Origin of the sequence: Pantoea rwandensis (genome assembly GCF_000759475.1) — a bacterium.
GTDB classification, from domain to species: Bacteria; Pseudomonadota; Gammaproteobacteria; order Enterobacterales; family Enterobacteriaceae; genus Pantoea; species Pantoea rwandensis_B.
The window spans coordinates 884,247-900,764 of record NZ_CP009454.1 but is presented as its reverse complement, the minus strand read 5'-3'; the positions used below and the strand labels follow the sequence as shown (position 1 = coordinate 900,764).

21 protein-coding genes are annotated in these 16,518 nt (G+C 52.1%); 2 read left to right on the top strand and 19 right to left on the bottom strand.

The annotated features are described in order from the left end of the window. Nucleotides 1-16 precede the first annotated feature (16 nt). The 15 genes from rplW to fkpA all read right to left on the bottom strand — a co-directional run bounded on the left by rplW (nt 17) and on the right by fkpA (nt 10,566). Nucleotides 17-319 carry a 50S ribosomal protein L23 gene (rplW, locus tag LH22_RS04040; protein WP_034830749.1) on the bottom strand — a complete coding sequence of 101 codons (303 nt, stop codon included), beginning with the start codon at nt 317-319 and terminating at the stop codon, nt 17-19. Next, nucleotides 316-921, bottom strand: a complete 606-nt coding sequence (rplD, locus tag LH22_RS04035; RefSeq protein WP_034830751.1) for a 50S ribosomal protein L4 — start codon at nt 919-921, stop codon at nt 316-318. The genes rplW and rplD overlap by 4 nt, the downstream gene beginning before the upstream one ends. A 10-nt stretch (nt 922-931) precedes the next feature. After that, complete coding sequence (rplC, locus tag LH22_RS04030; protein ID WP_038644330.1) at nt 932-1,558, bottom strand: 50S ribosomal protein L3; 627 nt, start codon at nt 1,556-1,558, stop codon at nt 932-934. Between the two features lie 32 nt (nt 1,559-1,590). Next, nucleotides 1,591-1,902: a 30S ribosomal protein S10 gene (gene rpsJ / locus LH22_RS04025; RefSeq protein ID WP_006120582.1), complete on the bottom strand. Its 312-nt coding sequence runs from the start codon at nt 1,900-1,902 to the stop codon at nt 1,591-1,593. 323 nt (nt 1,903-2,225) lie between these two features. Next, entirely contained in the window at nt 2,226-2,708 is a 483-nt protein-coding gene (bfr, locus tag LH22_RS04020; protein ID WP_038644329.1) for a bacterioferritin, read from the bottom strand. A gap of 104 nt (nt 2,709-2,812) precedes the next feature. Beyond that, complete coding sequence (bfd, locus tag LH22_RS04015; protein ID WP_034830760.1) at nt 2,813-3,007, bottom strand: bacterioferritin-associated ferredoxin; 195 nt, start codon at nt 3,005-3,007, stop codon at nt 2,813-2,815. Nucleotides 3,008-3,183: 176 nt separating this feature from the next. Continuing rightward, nucleotides 3,184-4,368 (bottom strand): elongation factor Tu, encoded by a 1,185-nt coding sequence (tuf, locus tag LH22_RS04010; protein ID WP_034830763.1) that lies wholly within the window; start codon nt 4,366-4,368, stop codon nt 3,184-3,186. A gap of 69 nt (nt 4,369-4,437) precedes the next feature. Next, a complete protein-coding gene (gene fusA, locus LH22_RS04005; protein ID WP_038644327.1) occupies nt 4,438-6,552 on the bottom strand; it encodes an elongation factor G in 2,115 nt (704 codons plus the stop codon). A gap of 93 nt (nt 6,553-6,645) precedes the next feature. Then, nucleotides 6,646-7,116 carry a 30S ribosomal protein S7 gene (gene rpsG, locus LH22_RS04000; RefSeq protein ID WP_007886246.1) on the bottom strand — a complete coding sequence of 157 codons (471 nt, stop codon included), beginning with the start codon at nt 7,114-7,116 and terminating at the stop codon, nt 6,646-6,648. Between the two features lie 96 nt (nt 7,117-7,212). Further along, nucleotides 7,213-7,587 carry a 30S ribosomal protein S12 gene (gene rpsL / locus LH22_RS03995; RefSeq protein WP_006120575.1) on the bottom strand — a complete coding sequence of 125 codons (375 nt, stop codon included), beginning with the start codon at nt 7,585-7,587 and terminating at the stop codon, nt 7,213-7,215. 126 nt (nt 7,588-7,713) lie between these two features. Next, nucleotides 7,714-8,001 carry a sulfurtransferase complex subunit TusB gene (gene tusB / locus LH22_RS03990; RefSeq protein ID WP_034830769.1) on the bottom strand — a complete coding sequence of 96 codons (288 nt, stop codon included), beginning with the start codon at nt 7,999-8,001 and terminating at the stop codon, nt 7,714-7,716. 9 nt (nt 8,002-8,010) lie between these two features. Beyond that, nucleotides 8,011-8,370, bottom strand: coding sequence for a sulfurtransferase complex subunit TusC (gene tusC, locus LH22_RS03985; protein WP_038644324.1), 360 nt, complete (start codon nt 8,368-8,370; stop codon nt 8,011-8,013). Beyond that, nucleotides 8,370-8,756 carry a sulfurtransferase complex subunit TusD gene (gene tusD / locus LH22_RS03980; protein WP_038644322.1) on the bottom strand — a complete coding sequence of 129 codons (387 nt, stop codon included), beginning with the start codon at nt 8,754-8,756 and terminating at the stop codon, nt 8,370-8,372. Before tusD ends, tusC begins: the two co-directional genes overlap by 1 nt. Next, the gene (locus tag LH22_RS03975) at nt 8,756-9,478 is read right to left on the bottom strand and encodes a helix-turn-helix transcriptional regulator (RefSeq protein ID WP_034830776.1); all 723 of its coding nucleotides are present in this window, start codon (nt 9,476-9,478) and stop codon (nt 8,756-8,758) included. Before LH22_RS03975 ends, tusD begins: the two co-directional genes overlap by 1 nt. A gap of 257 nt (nt 9,479-9,735) precedes the next feature. Continuing rightward, nucleotides 9,736-10,566 (bottom strand): FKBP-type peptidyl-prolyl cis-trans isomerase, encoded by an 831-nt coding sequence (gene fkpA, locus LH22_RS03970; RefSeq protein WP_038644320.1) that lies wholly within the window; start codon nt 10,564-10,566, stop codon nt 9,736-9,738. 279 nt (nt 10,567-10,845) lie between these two features. Between fkpA and LH22_RS03965 the strand changes: the two genes are divergently transcribed. Beyond that, complete coding sequence (locus LH22_RS03965; RefSeq protein ID WP_034830802.1) at nt 10,846-11,064, top strand: SlyX family protein; 219 nt, start codon at nt 10,846-10,848, stop codon at nt 11,062-11,064. 46 nt (nt 11,065-11,110) lie between these two features. On the opposite strand, the gene slyD is transcribed toward LH22_RS03965, so the two are convergent. The 4 genes from slyD to kefG form a co-directional block, all read right to left on the bottom strand. Next, complete coding sequence (slyD, locus tag LH22_RS03960) at nt 11,111-11,665, bottom strand: peptidylprolyl isomerase (RefSeq protein ID WP_034830781.1); 555 nt, start codon at nt 11,663-11,665, stop codon at nt 11,111-11,113. Between the two features lie 193 nt (nt 11,666-11,858). Next, the gene (locus LH22_RS03955) at nt 11,859-12,053 is read right to left on the bottom strand and encodes a YheV family putative zinc ribbon protein (protein WP_034830784.1); all 195 of its coding nucleotides are present in this window, start codon (nt 12,051-12,053) and stop codon (nt 11,859-11,861) included. Between the two features lie 46 nt (nt 12,054-12,099). After that, nucleotides 12,100-13,902 (bottom strand): glutathione-regulated potassium-efflux system protein KefB, encoded by a 1,803-nt coding sequence (gene kefB / locus LH22_RS03950; protein WP_038644319.1) that lies wholly within the window; start codon nt 13,900-13,902, stop codon nt 12,100-12,102. Then, the gene (gene kefG, locus LH22_RS03945) at nt 13,902-14,453 is read right to left on the bottom strand and encodes a glutathione-regulated potassium-efflux system ancillary protein KefG (RefSeq protein WP_034830789.1); all 552 of its coding nucleotides are present in this window, start codon (nt 14,451-14,453) and stop codon (nt 13,902-13,904) included. The genes kefB and kefG overlap by 1 nt, the downstream gene beginning before the upstream one ends. Nucleotides 14,454-14,568: 115 nt before the next feature. Between kefG and LH22_RS03940 the strand changes: the two genes are divergently transcribed. Then, nucleotides 14,569-16,473, top strand: coding sequence for an ABC transporter ATP-binding protein (locus tag LH22_RS03940; RefSeq protein ID WP_038644318.1), 1,905 nt, complete (start codon nt 14,569-14,571; stop codon nt 16,471-16,473). The last annotated feature ends 45 nt before the right edge of the window (nt 16,474-16,518 follow it).

Here is a 16,518-nt window from a genome sequence, read left to right as displayed (position 1 = left end):
GTCTTTCTCCTCCGACTTACTCAGCGCCGCCGACGAAGTCCAGGTTCTGGCCTTCCTTCAGGGTGACGTAAGCTTTTTTCCAGTCGCTACGACGACCGATACGCTGTCCGTGACGCTTAACTTTGCCCTTAACAACCAGGGTGTTTACGTCTTTAACTTCAACTTCGAACAGCTTCTCAACAGCAGCAACGATCTCTGCTTTGGTCGCGTCTTTAGCAACTTTGAGAACGATGGTATTGCTTTTTTCCATCGCAGTAGATGCTTTTTCAGATACGTGCGGTGCACGCACTACTTTCAGCAGACGTTCTTCACGGATCATGCCAGCATCTCCTCAACTTGCTTAACTGCTTCCGCAGTCATAACGACTTTGTCGAAGGCGATCAGGCTAACTGGGTCGATACCTGCTGCATCACGCACGTCAACCTTGTACAGGTTACGCGCAGCCAGGAACAGATTCTCATCCAGTTCACCGGTGATGATCAGCACATCTTCCAGCGCCATGTCTTTCAGTTTCTGTGCCAGCAGCTTAGTTTTAGGCGCTTCTACAGAGAACGTCTCGACAACGATCAGACGGTCCTGACGTACCAGTTCGGACAGGATGCTTTTCAGCGCGCCGCGGTACATCTTCTTGTTAACTTTTTGACTGTGGTCCTGTGGACGCGCAGCGAAGGTCACGCCACCTGAACGCCAGATCGGGCTCTTTACAGAACCTGAACGCGCACGGCCGGTACCTTTCTGGCGCCAAGGCTTTTTGCCTGAACCAGTTACTTCAGCACGAGTTTTCTGCGCACGAGTACCCTGACGAGCACCAGCGGCATAAGCAACAACAACCTGGTGAACCAGCGCTTCGTTGAAATCACGACCGAAGGTAGTTTCGGAAACAGTCAGCGCGCTCTGCGCGTCTTTCAGTACTAATTCCATTGCTATCCCCTTACGCCTTCACAGCTGGTTTAACAATCAGGTCGCTGCCGGTTGCACCCGGGACAGCACCTTTGACCAGCAGCAGGTTGCGCTCAGCGTCAACACGTACCACTTCCAGGCTCTGAACGGTTACGCGCTCGTTACCCAGTTGACCAGCCATTTTCTTGCCTTTGAACACTTTGCCCGGAGTCTGGTTCTGACCGATAGAACCCGGAACGCGGTGAGACAAGGAGTTACCGTGTGTAGCGTCCTGGGTACGGAAGTTCCAGCGCTTAACGGTACCTGCGAAACCTTTACCTTTAGAGGTACCGGTAACGTCTACTTTTTTAACGTCAGCGAAAATTTCAACACTGATGCTCTGGCCTACTGAGTACTCTTCACCTTCGGTGCGGAATTCCCACAGACCACGGCCAGCTTCAACGCCAGCTTTAGCAAAATGACCTGCTTCCGGCTTGCTCACACGGTTTGCTTTTTTAGCACCGGTGGTCACCTGGATAGCCTGGTAACCGTCGTTTTCCAGGCCTTTGACCTGAGTAACGCGGTTTGCTTCAACTTCGATTACGGTTACTGGGATTGAAACGCCATCTTCAGTGAAGATGCGAGTCATGCCCACTTTTTTACCGACTAAACCAATCATTGTATCAACCTCTCAATCGCTCGATGACCTGATTAACCCAGGCTGATCTGCACGTCAACACCGGCAGCCAGATCCAGACGCATCAGTGCATCAACGGTTTTTTCAGTTGGCTCAACGATGTCTACCAGACGCTTGTGAGTACGGATCTCGTACTGATCGCGCGCGTCTTTGTTAACGTGCGGAGAGATCAGAACGGTGAAACGCTCTTTGCGAGTTGGCAGCGGGATCGGACCACGTACCTGCGCACCAGTGCGCTTGGCAGTCTCAACGATTTCCGCGGTTGATTGATCGATCAGGCGATGATCAAACGCTTTAAGACGGATACGGATTCTTTGGTTCGACATGAGACCAAGGCTCCAAACATTTTATAAACGAAAAGAATTACTACCCACACCCATTACGATTGATGGAGGAGTGTAATCGTTCAGCATATAACTCCCCAATCGGGAGTATTGTCAGGTGATACATCGCTTGCTATCACCTGCGATTCTGCTCGAATCGCGCCATACCAATATCGGCAGGCCCGCGCATTATACGCAAATCAGTTCAGGAAGCAACCCGTGATGCGTTTTTAACCACATCAATTGCGGACTAAATGCGAAAAAGCCTGTATGGGGCTCGATATTTCCCCTTACAGGCTCTGTGACATTGCTACAACGAAAGGGTTTTAGTCTGTGCTTTCATCTTTTAATTGCGCCTGCAGGTAATTCTGCAAACCGAGTTTTTGAATCAGGTCGAGTTCGGTTTCCAGCCAGTCAATGTGATGCTCTTCCTCGCCCAGAATCTCAATCATCATGTCGCGGCTTACGTAGTCATGTACCTTGTCGGCATAGGCAATTGCTTCACGTAAATCCTTCGCCCCTTCTAACTCCAACGTCAGATCGGACTGCAGCATTTCCGGTACATCTTCACCAATACGCAACCGGCCGAGATCCTGCAAATTTGGAATCCCTTCAAGAAAAAGAATGCGCTCGATGTATTTGTCCGCATGCTTCATTTCATCGATGGATTCGTGATACTCGACATCGTTGAGGCGAATAAGCCCCCAGTTTTTGAACATACGTGCATGAAGAAAGTACTGATTAATCGCAACCAGTTCATTCCCCAGCAGTTTATTGAGATGAGTTATGATTTTACTGTCGCCCTTCATTTTGCTTCCTCCGCTTCCAGGTAAATAGATCGTAGATGCGGATAAAAAGAAGTCAAAAAAACAGGACTGTTTTTGTGGTTATTGCCGGAGGATGTCGATTCGACCTAAGCGATTTCTTTGTACAGCGGTACCTTCTGCAGCTCATCATCCATAATCTCGCGCGCAAAACGGATGCACTTACCACACTGTTTTCCAATAGGGACCAGTTGACGAAGATGTTGGATCGATTTGGGTTGATAGCGACGTACTACTTCACGGAGGGTTTTGTCACTCACGGCATTACACAGACAGACGTACATTTACTGCGACTCCAGTACAAATTCTGATCAAAGTGTAAATGAGAATAGTTTTTATTTCAAACGTAGCTTTTGTGTGGGATTGACTTGAGTGGCGAATTTCAGACAAAAAAAAGAGCACCGAAGTGCTCTCTTTTCGTGCTGCGGCGGCTACCCAGGCAGCCACCGACATTCCGCGATTAAGCCAGAACTTCAGCAACAACGCCCGCACCAACAGTACGGCCGCCTTCACGGATTGCGAAACGCAGACCCTGGTCCATCGCGATTGGGTGGATCAGCTCAACGGTCATTTTCACGTTGTCGCCTGGCATTACCATCTCAACGCCTTCTGGCAGCTCAACGTTACCAGTCACGTCAGTAGTACGGAAGTAGAACTGTGGACGGTAGCCTTTGAAGAACGGAGTATGACGGCCGCCTTCGTCTTTAGACAGGACGTATACTTCTGATACGAACTTGGTGTGTGGCTTGATGGTGCCTGGCTTAGCCAGTACCTGACCACGCTGGATGTCTTCACGCTTGATACCGCGCAGCAGAACACCACAGTTTTCACCCGCCTGACCCTGGTCCAGCAGCTTACGGAACATTTCAACGCCAGTACAGGTAGACTTAACAGTCGCCTTGATACCAACGATTTCAACTTCGTCGCCCACTTTAACGATACCGCGCTCAACACGACCGGTTACAACAGTACCACGGCCTGAGATTGAGAATACGTCTTCGATTGGCAGCAGGAACGGCAGGTCGATTGCACGTACTGGCTCTGGGATGTAGTTATCCAGGTGACCAGCCAGCTCAATGATCTTCTCTTCCCACTCAGCAACACCGTTCAGTGCCTGCAGAGCAGAACCGCGTACGATTGGAGTATCGTCGCCTGGGAAGTCGTATGCTGACAGCAGATCGCGAACTTCCATCTCTACCAGTTCCAGCAGCTCTTCATCATCAACCATGTCGCACTTGTTCAGGAACACGATGATGTAAGGAACGCCAACCTGACGACCCAGCAGGATGTGCTCACGGGTCTGTGGCATTGGGCCATCAGTCGCAGCAACAACCAGGATCGCGCCGTCCATCTGCGCAGCACCGGTGATCATGTTTTTCACATAGTCGGCGTGGCCTGGGCAGTCAACGTGTGCGTAGTGGCGAGTCGGGGTTTCATATTCAACGTGTGAAGTGTTGATGGTGATACCACGAGCTTTCTCTTCTGGTGCGTTATCGATCTGATCGAACGCTTTAGCAGAGCCGCCGTAGGTTTTAGCCAGAACGGTGGTGATAGCTGCAGTCAGAGTGGTTTTACCATGGTCAACGTGACCGATGGTGCCAACGTTTACGTGCAGTTTGTTACGCTGAAATTGCTCTTTCGCCATGGCGATAATTCCTTACGTTGTGCCTTCATGAGTCATGAAGGCATCAGTTCACAATTTTTAAACCGTAGCTTATTTGCTACGAGCTTCAATAACGGCCTGAGCGACGTTGTTCGGCGCATCATCGTACTTCAGGAACTCCATGGAGTAAGAAGCACGGCCTTTGGTCAGAGAACGCAGCTGGGTTGCATATCCGAACATTTCAGACAGCGGAACTTCAGCATGAATCTGAACGCCAGTAGCGTTAGATTCCTGTCCTTTGAGCATACCACGACGACGGCTAAGGTCACCGATAACGTCACCGGTGTTCTCTTCCGGAGTCTCTACTTCAACCTTCATGATCGGCTCAAGCAGAACTGGCTGTGCTTTCTTAAAGCCATCTTTGAAGGCTAAAGAAGCGGCCAGTTTAAACGCCAGCTCAGAGGAGTCAACGTCATGGTAAGAACCGAAGTGCAGACGAACACCCAGGTCAACTACCGGATAACCGGCCAGTGGACCAGACTTCAGCTGCTCCTGGATACCTTTATCAACCGCAGGGATGTATTCAGTTGGAATCACACCGCCCTTGATATCGTTGACAAATTCGTAGCCTTTCGGGTTAACACCCGGCTCCAGTGGGTACATGTCGATAACAACATGACCGTACTGACCACGACCACCAGACTGCTTAGCGTGTTTACCTTCAACATCGGTAACTTTAGAACGAATCGCTTCGCGATAAGCAACCTGTGGTTTACCGACGTTCGCTTCAACGTTGAACTCACGCTTCATACGGTCAACGATGATGTCGAGGTGCAGCTCACCCATACCCGCGATGATGGTCTGATTAGATTCTTCGTCAGTCCATACACGGAATGATGGATCTTCTTTCGCCAGACGACCCAGAGCCAGACCCATTTTTTCCTGGTCAGCTTTGGTTTTCGGCTCAACGGCGATAGAGATTACCGGCTCTGGGAATTCCATGCGCTCAAGAATGATGACATTTTCTGGATCACACAGGGTGTCACCAGTGGTCACATCTTTCAGGCCGATCGCTGCTGCGATGTCGCCCGCACGAACTTCTTTGATCTCTTCACGTTTGTTTGCGTGCATCTGAACGATACGGCCCAGACGCTCACGGTTTGACTTAACCGGGTTGAACACGGTGTCACCGGTGTTAACAACACCAGAGTAAACGCGGAAGAAGGTCAGGTTACCCACAAACGGGTCGGTTGCGATTTTGAACGCCAGAGCAGCAAACGGCTCGTTGTCGTCAGAATGACGCTCAGCCGGCGTGTCTTTACCGTCGTCCAGCATACCGTTGATCGCGGTAACGTCAGTCGGTGCTGGCAGGTATTCAACAACCGCATCCAGCATCGCCTGAACACCTTTGTTCTTAAATGCAGAACCACAGGTTACCAGGATGATTTCGTTTTTCAGCACGCGCTTACGCAGAGAAGTTTTGATCTCTTCTTCAGTCAGCTCTTCACCGCCGAAGAATTTCTCCATCAGCTCATCAGAACCTTCAGCAGCGGCTTCAACCAGGTTGGCACGCCACTCTTCAGCCAGTTCCTGCATATCAGCTGGGATATCTTCGTAAACGAAGGTAACGCCCTGATCTTCATCGTTCCAGTTGATGGCTTTCATTTTCACCAGGTCAACAACACCGGTGAATTTCTCTTCTGCGCCAATAGCCAGCTGAAGTGGAACCGGGTTTGCACCCAGGCGCGTTTTCATCTGGTCAACAACTTTCAGGAAGTTAGCACCCATGCGGTCCATTTTGTTAACGAACGCGATGCGTGGAACTTTATATTTGTTAGCCTGGCGCCATACGGTTTCAGACTGTGGCTGAACACCACCAACCGCACAGTAAACCATTACTGCGCCATCAAGCACACGCATAGAACGCTCAACTTCGATGGTGAAGTCAACGTGTCCCGGGGTGTCAATGATGTTGACGTGGTGTGGCTCGAACTGCTTAGCCATACCTGACCAGTAACAGGTGGTTGCAGCGGAAGTGATGGTAATACCACGTTCCTGTTCCTGCTCCATCCAGTCCATGGTTGCGGCGCCGTCATGCACTTCACCGATTTTGTGGTTTACACCGGTGTAGAACAGAACACGTTCGGTAGTGGTAGTTTTACCGGCGTCGATGTGAGCACTGATACCGATGTTACGATAGCGCTCAATGGGTGTTTTACGAGCCATTTGATTCCTCTGATTCTGAGACGTTCTAAGTTAAAAAAGCCCAGCAGGTAAGCCACTGGGACGCCCGCTGGGTTAATAACAACTACGTGGCTGTTACCAGCGGTAGTGTGCGAACGCCTTGTTGGCTTCAGCCATACGGTGAACGTCTTCACGTTTCTTAACTGCAGTACCTTTGTTCTCTGCAGCGTCAGAAAGTTCGTTCGCCAGGCGAAGAGCCATTGATTTATCACCGCGTTTACGAGCAGCTTCAACGATCCAACGCATTGCCAGAGCATTACGACGAACCGGACGGACTTCAACTGGAACCTGGTAGGTTGAACCACCAACGCGACGTGACTTAACTTCTACAGTCGGACGTACGTTTTCGAGAGCAACTTCGAAAGCTTCCAGACCATCTTTACCTGCACGTTGAGCCAGGGTATCAAGTGCGGTATAGACGATAGATTCTGCAGTAGATTTTTTACCATCTACCATCAGGATGTTTACAAATTTAGCCAGCAATTCTGATCCGAACTTAGGATCTGGCAGGATTTTACGCTGACCAATGACGCGACGACGTGGCATGGAAATACTCCGTTGTTAATTCAGGATTGTCCAAAACTCTACGAGTTTATTTTGACATTAAAGTGAAAATGTTTGGCCTTACTTAACGGAGAACCATTAAGCCTTTGGCTTCTTCACGCCGTACTTGGAGCGTGACTGCTTACGGTCTTTAACACCTGAGCAGTCAAGCGCGCCGCGAACGGTGTGGTAACGCACACCTGGCAAGTCTTTAACACGACCGCCACGGATCAGGATCACTGAGTGTTCCTGGAGGTTATGACCTTCACCGCCGATGTAGGAGGTAACTTCAAAACCGTTAGTCAAACGCACACGGCAAACTTTACGCAGTGCTGAGTTTGGTTTTTTAGGGGTAGTGGTGTACACACGAGTACAAACACCACGTTTCTGCGGGCAAGCTTCCAGCGCAGGCACGTTGCTCTTTGCAACTTTGCGTACGCGTGGTTTGCGAACCAGCTGGTTAACTGTTGCCATTAAATAGCTCCTGGGATTTAGCTTTTTGCTTCGTAAACACGTAATAAATCGCCTCGTATTACTACGAGGAGGCAGAATTTTAGGGCTGTGTCAAAAGGGTGTCAAGAAATAACCAGGTTTTCCTTGCTACCAGGCCACTTGTTGTTGGTGCTTCACCGTCATCGCAACGAAACCAGTATAGTCCAAACGTGCTACTTTGGTCGAAATTTGCTCAACCAACCCACGCGCGACCACATCTTCCTCAAGGACCCAAAGCGCGGCCGGAGAGGCTTGCAGCTTGATGAACATCTGGCTGCCCTCAAGCGCCGCCGTGACGCCATCCTGCATTAGCAGCAAATCGTCGCCCTCCTGCATCAGCAGTAACAGGCTATCGATATCGCATTGCCAGGGTGATTGCAGCAGCGTGTAGAGCATGTTGGATTCTCAGAAACGAAGGATTCGATGATAAGTGGCGAGTGTCTGGCGCAGTGTCGCGGCATCCAGCACTTCAGCCGTCATCACACGTTCAGCCGTCAGGCTTTGCCCGCGCGCATCAAGTGACTCGCGGCAGACGAAACACTGGTCGATGTCGTAGAGATCGAGCACGCCAAACGTCGCGATATAGTTGCGAGCCAAAATCTGCTCAGGCTGCTGTTCGCGTTGCAGTTGCAGCACGCCATCGCCAATAAAGAACAGTCCAATGTCTTCGCTGAGCGCGCCAGTAGCCAGCACCGCATCCAGCCCTTCCCTGCCCGCGCTGCTGCCGTGAGGTGCCTGAGTGAAAAGAAATGCCACGCGATTCATCAGAATTGCACCAGACGATCACAGCTCAACGCGGCTTCTGCCAGCGCACCTAAGCCGCTCAGTTCAAAACCAGGCTGCAAATTACTGCCTGCCAGTTGCAAGCGAGTGGCTTCCTGTTCATCCGTCACGCCACGGCGCAATGCGGCAGCCACGCAAATATTCAGCGCGGCACCGCTCTCTTCGCGCAGTTGTTGCCATGCGCGCACCACATCCACTTCATCGCTGGCAGGTGCACTAAGCTGGTTGGCATTCAGCACGCCTTCTCTATAAAAGAAAACACTTTCCAGCTGATGCCCTGCTTTGAGCAACGCACGAGCAAACAGCAATGCACTACTGGCATGCTGCGTACCGTACGCCGGCCCCGTCACCAGCAAGGTATAGCGCATTAGCGATCCTGCCCCTGGAAGTCACCGCTTTTGAACTGACGGATGTAGAGGTAAACCGTGTGCTTAGAAATATTGAGACGGTCAGCGACCTGGTTAATCGCATCCTTGATATCAAAAATGCCCTTCTCATACAGGTTGAGCACAATCTGGCGATTCTTGGCGTTGTTCGAGACGTTGCGGTCGTTACTCACTTCCTCAATGGTAAATTCCAGCGTTTGCATCACCAGGTCTTCGACTGAGCTGGCAAAGTTGACGTTGGAATCCACCTGCTGCATCTCCGGCGGCATAAAGGTCGACATAATCTGCGAGAACGGCACATCAAGGTTCATGTTGATACACAGCAGGCCAATCACTCGCTGCTGACGATTGCGAATCGCAATGGTGACAGATTTCATCAGCACACCGCTTTTGGCGCGCGTGAAGTAAGCACGGGACACATTGCTGTCTGCGCCATGCATATCATGCAGCATGCGCAATGCCAAATCGGTAATCGGCGAGCCCACTTTACGGCCGGTATGTTCACCGTTGGCGATGCGCACGGCGGAGCATTTCAAATCTTCCAGTGAATGCAGCACGATTTCGCAGTGCGAGCCGATCAGCATCGCGAGGCCATCAACGACGGCTTCGTAAGATTTGAGAATATCGTAATCGGCTTGCTCGAACGGACGTTGCTCCAGTAAATCGAAGTCAGTCAGTTCACCGGGATTGAATGGATTAGACATCGAAGACATTACCCTAAATGGCTGGAGCCTGTCTCGACAGCTTTGGGGCAGACTCATATTGTGATAGTTGTGCAGGCGCTAGTCTGGCAAATGTCGGGATGTTTAGCCAGAGCTTTACTCATTCCCCTAAACAATTTGGGTTGCTGCAAGGCGGCATGTTCGTTCAGCCCTGAGTATTGCGAGTACAGCCAGCGAATCTCAAGTCTGGCGGACAAATAAAAACGCCGCCCGGAGGCGGCGTCAGAAGCGCAAGCAGATTACTGCGCTTTCTTATCAGCAGTGGCCGGAGCCTGTGCTTTCTCATCCGCTTTTGGCGCTGGCTTGATATCCAGCAGCTCAACATCAAATACCAGCGTTGAGTTGGCCGGAATGCCCGGAACGCCATTTTTGCCGTAAGCCAGGTTCGGTGGGATCACCAGCTTGATCTTGCCGCCTTTCTTCACGTGCTTCAGACCTTCGGTCCAGCCTGGGATCACGCCGTCGAGACGGAATGACAGTGGCTCGCCACGGGTGTAAGAGTTATCGAACTCGGTACCGTCAATCAGCGTACCTTTATAGTTCACGACGACGGTGTCGCTGTCTTTAGGCGCGTCACCGGTGCCTTCTTTCTCAACCTGATACAGCAAGCCAGATTCAGTTTTCTTCACGCCTTTTTCTTTGGCGAATTTATCAGCGTAAGCGGCACCCTTGTCAGAGTTCTCTTTCGCGTCTTTTTCCATCTTCGCCTGTGCAGCGCCTTTCACGCGGCCTTCGAAGGCTTGCAGTGTCTGCTCGATCTCTTGATCAGACAGTTTGCTCTTGCCACCGAATGCATCCTGAACACCTGCGATCAGCTGATCTTTGTCCAGTTTGATGCCCAGCTTCTCTTGTTCCTTCAGAGAGTTGTCCATGTAGCGACCCAAAGAGGCACCCAGCGCATAAGCTGACTGCTGGTCTTCGTTTTTGAAGGCAGCATTTTTCGGTGCCTGCGGTGCTGCCTGAGCAGCGTCAGCCGGAGCCGCAGCGGTTTCAGCTGCCATTGCCAGCGGTGCATTCAGCGCAATGGCCATGGTGGTAGCTAACAATGTGACTTTAAACAGTGATTTCATCCTTTCTCCAAAACCGAAGCATCTAAACCTCGGGAATCATTGCGGACAGTGGCCCACACTATAACTTTACGTGGCAGCGGCGAACACTCCCACAACGTAATTACCCGCTTAACATCCGACCTTTTTTGCATCAGGAAGTTTCACCAGAGATGAAGGCATTAGCGCTGATTTCAACCGCAAAGCCCCATAATGGTTAAAAATCGGGTGATTCTGGCGCTAAAGGCCGTAGAATCACGCCCGATACGCGCCAGGCGCAGCACCGTGACAGGAGAAGAGATGATGCAGCATGAAGAGTGGGAACAACGCCTTGAGGCGCTGGAGAGCAAACTGGCATTTCAGGAGCATACCATCGATCAGCTCAATCTGACGGTGACTCAACACGAACTAGAGATGAGTCGTATGCGCGAACAGGTACGTTTATTAGTGGATAAAGTGAAAGCAGCGACACCCTCACCGATTGCTTCGCAGTCCGAAGAGACGCCACCACCGCACTATTAAAGCAAAAGGCCACCCGGAGGTGGCCTTTTGTTGTTCAATGAAGAACTTAGTGGCTGCAGCCGCAACCGCCAGTACCACAACCTCCCTGGCCGTGATCGTGACCATGGTCGTGATCGTGGTCATGATGATGACCATCCGCGCCATGCACATGGCCGTGAGCGATTTCTTCTTCCGTTGCTTCACGGATCGCTACCACTTCCACGTTGAAGTTCAGGTTCTGACCCGCCAGCATGTGGTTACCATCAACCACAACGTGCTCGTCTTCCACTTCGGTGATTTCAACCGGCACTGGACCCTGATCGGTTTCTGCCAGGAAGCGCATGCCAACCTGCAGTTCGTCGACGCCCATGAACACGTCTTTTGGTACACGCTGCACCAGGTTGTCATCGTACTGACCGTAAGCGTCGTTTGCCGGAATATGCACATCAAACTTATCGCCAACCGCGTGATTTTCCAGCGCTTTTTCCAGACCAGAAATCAGGGAACCATGACCGTGCAGATAGTCCAACGGCGCACTCACCGGTGACTCGTCAACCAACACACCGTCTTCGGTACGAACCTGATACGCCAGGCTCACCACCAGGTCTTTTGCTACTTTCATGATATCTCCTAACCGTTGAGAACTGAGATCCCGTCTCATTGGTCTATTTTGCGTGCAATAACCAACCAGAAAGGTTCAAGACTGAGGATGCCAACAAATGTGTTGCTGCATACTGCTCAGCGTTAATGGCGCCGATTGTAGCGGAATTCAATCCCGCTGTAAGTTTAAGCTTAAAAAAAGCTGCGCCATTCCGCTACTCAGGATGAAAAATGCCGATCACTTGCTCATTGCTGCGCACCTTATCGCGAACTTGTTTATCCGCTTCACGCATTTGATGGCCGCACTGCACGCACTCCACCACTTCGACATTGTTTTCACGCCATAACGCCAGCGTGTCTTTTTCCTGACATTGCGGACATACCGCACCAGCAATAAAACGTTTACGCATACTCTTTCCTGCCCGCTATTAAGCAACGGATATGTTAAGTGTAGTCCTACTCGTCATCCCAACCGTCGATCTGGCGCTTTTCATGCTGCATTTCGCGCTGGAAGATGTCTTCTAACTCACGGCGAGCTTCACGCACGCGTGAGGCCTGCGCGTTATCATCGTGGCTTGGCACCAGCTCACGCAGCATGCGCATATCGAGTCGACGGAAGTGCTGTTGCGCACGTTGCGCCTGATGCGGATGCATGCCGAGTGAAATTAGCGTCTTGCGCCCCAGTTCCAGCGCACTGGAGAAGGTTTCACGCGAGAACAGCGTGACGCCCGCTTGCAGTAACTCATGGGCTTCCACACGGCCACGCGCACGCGCCAGGATTTCCAACTGCGGGAAGTGCTGCTGGCAAAGGTGAACGATGGACATCGAATCTTCCGGATCATTGCAGGTAATCACAATGGATTGTGCATTCTCCGCACCGGCAGCACGCAGTAACTCAAGCTCAGTGGCATCGCCATAGTAAACCTTATAGCCATATTTGCGCATCAGGCTGACAGCCGAGATGTCACGCTCCAGCACCGTAATACGCTTATTGTTAGCCATCAGCAAGCGACCCACCACCTGACCAAAACGACCAAAGCCCACCACAATCACCTGCGGCTGATCATCTTCGACAAACGGCTTCTCATTGTCATCATCGGGCTCATTGAACCGACGTGCGAGAATTTTATCTACACCCTGCATCAACAGCGGTGTAGTCATCATCGACAGCGTCACCGTCACCAGCAACAGGGGTAATTGATCGCCGCTAAACAGTTTGGCCGACGAGGCCGCCGAAAACAGCACAAAAGCAAATTCACCGCCCTGGCTAAGCACCCCGGCAAACTGCAGGCGCTCGGAACTGCGTAAGCCATAAATACGGCCCAGCACATAGAGCACCAGCGTTTTCACCGCCACCAGAATCACTACGCCAAGGATAATTTCCGCGATATGGGTATAGAGCACGCCCAAATTCAGCGCCATGCCGACGGAAATAAAGAACAGCCCGAGCAGCAACCCTTTGAAGGGTTCGATCGCCACTTCAAGCTCGTGCCGATATTCACTCTCGGCCAGCAGGATCCCGGCGATAAAGGTGCCGAGGGCCATCGACAGCCCTAGCATATCCATAAACAGCGCCGAGCCCAGCACCAGTAATAATGAAGCCGCCGTGAACACTTCACGCACACCGGAAGCGGCGATAAAGCGGAAAATCGGACGCAGCAGATAACGGCCACCCACCAGCATGCCGGCAAACGCCAGCACCTTCATACCCACTTTCAGCCAGTCAACATGACCGCTGTCCCCACCGGCCAGCAAGGGCACAAGTGCTAATGCGGGGATGACAGCCAAATCCTGGAAGAGGAGCACTGAGAAGCCGAGCTGTCCCGCTTCGCTACGATTCATGCCTTTATCGCGCATCAATTGCAGTGCCATGGCCGTGGAGGACATGGCCAGGCCAATCCCGCCGATAGTCGCGGCCTGCCAGCTAAAGTTGGTTAGCCACAACAGCACACCAAGAATCGCCGCAGAAACCAATACCTGCGCAGCGCCCACGCCAAAGATTGAACGTCTTAACGCCCAGAGCTTGGCGGGATTCAACTCCAGTCCGATGATGAACATCAGGAACACCACGCCGAGTTCGGAGAAGTGCAGAATCTCATCAACGTCGCTGATAAAGCCTAGCCCCCACGGGCCGATGGCAATGCCGGCCAGCAGATAACCCAGTACGGCACCAATGCCAAGTCGTGCCGCAATCGGCACCACAACCACAGCAGCCACCAGATAAATCACTCCGGCGGTGAGTAACGTTTGACCTTCCATCACATCACTCCCTGCGGCAACGGTGACGAGAGCCAGTCACGGTAGGCGCGCGCATAATTGCGCATCACTTCCGGCGTCTGGCGGCGCGCCCAGTAGATCACCATCGGCGTCATCCAGTGCATACGACACATCTGCGCCGTCAGCTCAAACGGACGCATGATGTCGCTCATCGGATAACGATTCAGACCATTGTGGTGGTACGCGGTTTCTGGTTCTCCGGTGGTCACCACGCTGCGCCAGTACTTGCCCTCCAGCGCATTCCCGTCCTGACCGCTGGCAAACCCGCGCGACAACACGCGATCCAGCCACTCTTTCAGCAAAGCCGGGCAGCTATAGGTGTATAGCGGGTGCTGGAAAACAATGATTTGGTGTTCGCGCAACAACTGCTGCTCGTAATGAATATCAATAAAAAAGTCCGGATAGTGGGCGTATAAATCGTGCACCGTGACGTGGTCCAGTTCCATAGCCGACTGCAGCAAAACCCGATTAGCAATCGAATCCTGTGTTTCCGGATGGGCGTAAAGCAGCAAAATTTTGGGTGGCTGCGACATCGTTCCCCTCCAAAGCGTCGTCACCGCAGCGGAATTCCGCTACCATGCTCGACGCAACTAACCATTATTGAATTATGTTGCCGATAAATTAACATATTCTGACGATACGGCGCTTATGATTGTCTTTTCCGCATTACAAATACGCCGCGGCACCAACGTGCTGCTGGACAACGCAACAGCCACCATTAATCCCGGCCAAAAAGTCGGTTTGGTGGGTAAGAACGGCTGTGGAAAATCCACGCTGCTGTCGCTACTGAAGGGCGAAATTAGCAGTGATGCAGGCAATTTCACTTTCCCAGGTAACTGGGCGCTGGCATGGGTGAACCAGGAAACCCCGGCTCTCAGTAAAGCCGCGCTGGAATATGTTATCGACGGCGACCGCGAATATCGTCAGCTTGAATCCGAATTAGCTGATGCCAACGCCAGGGATGACGGCAACGCCATCGCCCTGCTGCATGGCAAGCTGGATGCGATTCAGGCGTGGAGCATACATGCTCGCGCCTCCAGCCTGCTGCACGGATTGGGCTTTAGCCAGGAACAATTAATGCGGCCGGTGAGTGATTTCTCCGGCGGCTGGCGTATGCGCCTTAACCTTGCGCAAGCGCTGGTGTGCCGCTCCGATCTGCTGCTGCTTGATGAACCGACTAACCACCTCGATCTTGACGCCGTTATCTGGCTTGAGCGCTGGTTAAAAAGCTATGAAGGCACGCTGATCCTCATCTCGCATGACCGTGACTTCCTTGATCCGGTGGTGGATAAAATCATTCATATCGAACAGCAGACGATGTTCGAATACACCGGCAACTACAGCTCGTTCGAGCGCCAGCGTGTCGCCAAACTGGCGCAGCAGCAGGCGCTGTTCCAGAGCCAGCAGGAAAAAGTACAGCACCTGCAAAAGTATATTGATCGCTTCCGCGCCCAGGCCACTAAAGCCAAACAGGCGCAGAGCCGTATCAAGATGCTGGAGCGCATGGAGTTAATTGCGCCGGCTCACGTCGATAACCCGTTCAGCTTCAGCTTCCGCGCACCAGAAAGCCTGCCCAATCCATTACTGAAAATGGAGAAAGTCACGGCGGGTTATGGCGAACGCATCATTCTTGATGCCATCAAACTGAATCTGGTGCCGGGCTCACGCATCGGTTTGCTCGGCCGTAACGGTGCGGGTAAATCAACGCTGATCAAACTGCTGGCTGGTGAGATTGAAGCGCTGGATGGCAAAGTTGGCCTGGCAAAAGGCATCAAGCTTGGCTACTTCGCTCAGCATCAACTTGAATACCTGCGCGCCGATGAATCGCCATTGCAGCATCTGGCCCGCATTGCGCCACAAACGCTGGAACAACAGCTACGTGATTATCTCGGCGGCTTCGGTTTCCAGGGGGATAAAGTCAGTGAAATCACCGAACGTTTCTCCGGCGGTGAAAAAGCGCGGCTGGTGCTGGCACTGATCGTCTGGCAACGTCCAAATCTGCTGCTACTCGATGAACCGACTAACCACCTCGATCTCGACATGCGTCAGGCATTGACCGAAGCGCTGATTGATTTCGAAGGCGCGCTGGTTGTGGTTTCGCATGACCGTCATTTACTACGATCCACCACCGACGATCTCTATCTGGTGCATGACCGCAAAGTCGATGTGTTTGAAGGCGATCTCGATGATTACCAGCAGTGGTTGAGCGATCTGCAAAAGCAGCAAGCCCAGCAGGATGCGGCACCGAAGCAGGATAACGCCAACAGCGCCCAGTCTCGTAAAGATCAGAAACGCCGCGATGCCGAACTGCGTGCGCAAACCCAGCCGTTGCGTAAAGAGATCGAGAAGTTAGAGAAGCAGATGGCAAAGTGGCAGAGCCAACTGAGCGAAGCGGAAGCGATGCTGTCAGACAGTGCGATTTACCATCAGAGTCGTAAAGCGGACCTCACTTCGGCGCTGCAACGCCAGGCTGAAAGCAAATCGGCGCTGGAAGACGTTGAAATGGCCTGGCTGGATGCGCAAGAACAGCTGGAGCAGATGCTGGCGGGCTAGCCGCTAGGTTGATTCTGTAGGGTTAGCATTTTGCGAACCTGGTAA

Bases quoted from the DNA above. Each gene is read 5' to 3' on its own strand.
- rplW (WP_034830749.1), bottom strand. From the start codon at position 319: ATGATCCGTGAAGAACGTCTGCTGAAAGTAGTGCGTGCACCGCACGTA.
- rplD (WP_034830751.1), bottom strand. From the start codon at position 921: ATGGAATTAGTACTGAAAGACGCGCAGAGCGCGCTGACTGTTTCCGAA.
- rplC (WP_038644330.1), bottom strand. From the start codon at position 1,558: ATGATTGGTTTAGTCGGTAAAAAAGTGGGCATGACTCGCATCTTCACT.
- rpsJ (WP_006120582.1), bottom strand. From the start codon at position 1,902: ATGTCGAACCAAAGAATCCGTATCCGTCTTAAAGCGTTTGATCATCGC.
- bfr (WP_038644329.1), bottom strand. From the start codon at position 2,708: ATGAAGGGCGACAGTAAAATCATAACTCATCTCAATAAACTGCTGGGG.
- bfd (WP_034830760.1), bottom strand. From the start codon at position 3,007: ATGTACGTCTGTCTGTGTAATGCCGTGAGTGACAAAACCCTCCGTGAA.
- tuf (WP_034830763.1), bottom strand. From the start codon at position 4,368: ATGGCGAAAGAGCAATTTCAGCGTAACAAACTGCACGTAAACGTTGGC.
- fusA (WP_038644327.1), bottom strand. From the start codon at position 6,552: ATGGCTCGTAAAACACCCATTGAGCGCTATCGTAACATCGGTATCAGT.
- rpsG (WP_007886246.1), bottom strand. From the start codon at position 7,116: ATGCCACGTCGTCGCGTCATTGGTCAGCGTAAAATCCTGCCAGATCCT.
- rpsL (WP_006120575.1), bottom strand. From the start codon at position 7,587: ATGGCAACAGTTAACCAGCTGGTTCGCAAACCACGCGTACGCAAAGTT.
- tusB (WP_034830769.1), bottom strand. From the start codon at position 8,001: ATGCTCTACACGCTGCTGCAATCACCCTGGCAATGCGATATCGATAGC.
- tusC (WP_038644324.1), bottom strand. From the start codon at position 8,370: ATGAATCGCGTGGCATTTCTTTTCACTCAGGCACCTCACGGCAGCAGC.
- tusD (WP_038644322.1), bottom strand. From the start codon at position 8,756: ATGCGCTATACCTTGCTGGTGACGGGGCCGGCGTACGGTACGCAGCAT.
- LH22_RS03975 (WP_034830776.1), bottom strand. From the start codon at position 9,478: ATGTCTAATCCATTCAATCCCGGTGAACTGACTGACTTCGATTTACTG.
- fkpA (WP_038644320.1), bottom strand. From the start codon at position 10,566: ATGAAATCACTGTTTAAAGTCACATTGTTAGCTACCACCATGGCCATT.
- LH22_RS03965 (WP_034830802.1), top strand. From the start codon at position 10,846: ATGCAGCATGAAGAGTGGGAACAACGCCTTGAGGCGCTGGAGAGCAAA.
- slyD (WP_034830781.1), bottom strand. From the start codon at position 11,665: ATGAAAGTAGCAAAAGACCTGGTGGTGAGCCTGGCGTATCAGGTTCGT.
- LH22_RS03955 (WP_034830784.1), bottom strand. From the start codon at position 12,053: ATGCGTAAACGTTTTATTGCTGGTGCGGTATGTCCGCAATGTCAGGAA.
- kefB (WP_038644319.1), bottom strand. From the start codon at position 13,902: ATGGAAGGTCAAACGTTACTCACCGCCGGAGTGATTTATCTGGTGGCT.
- kefG (WP_034830789.1), bottom strand. From the start codon at position 14,453: ATGTCGCAGCCACCCAAAATTTTGCTGCTTTACGCCCATCCGGAAACA.
- LH22_RS03940 (WP_038644318.1), top strand. From the start codon at position 14,569: ATGATTGTCTTTTCCGCATTACAAATACGCCGCGGCACCAACGTGCTG.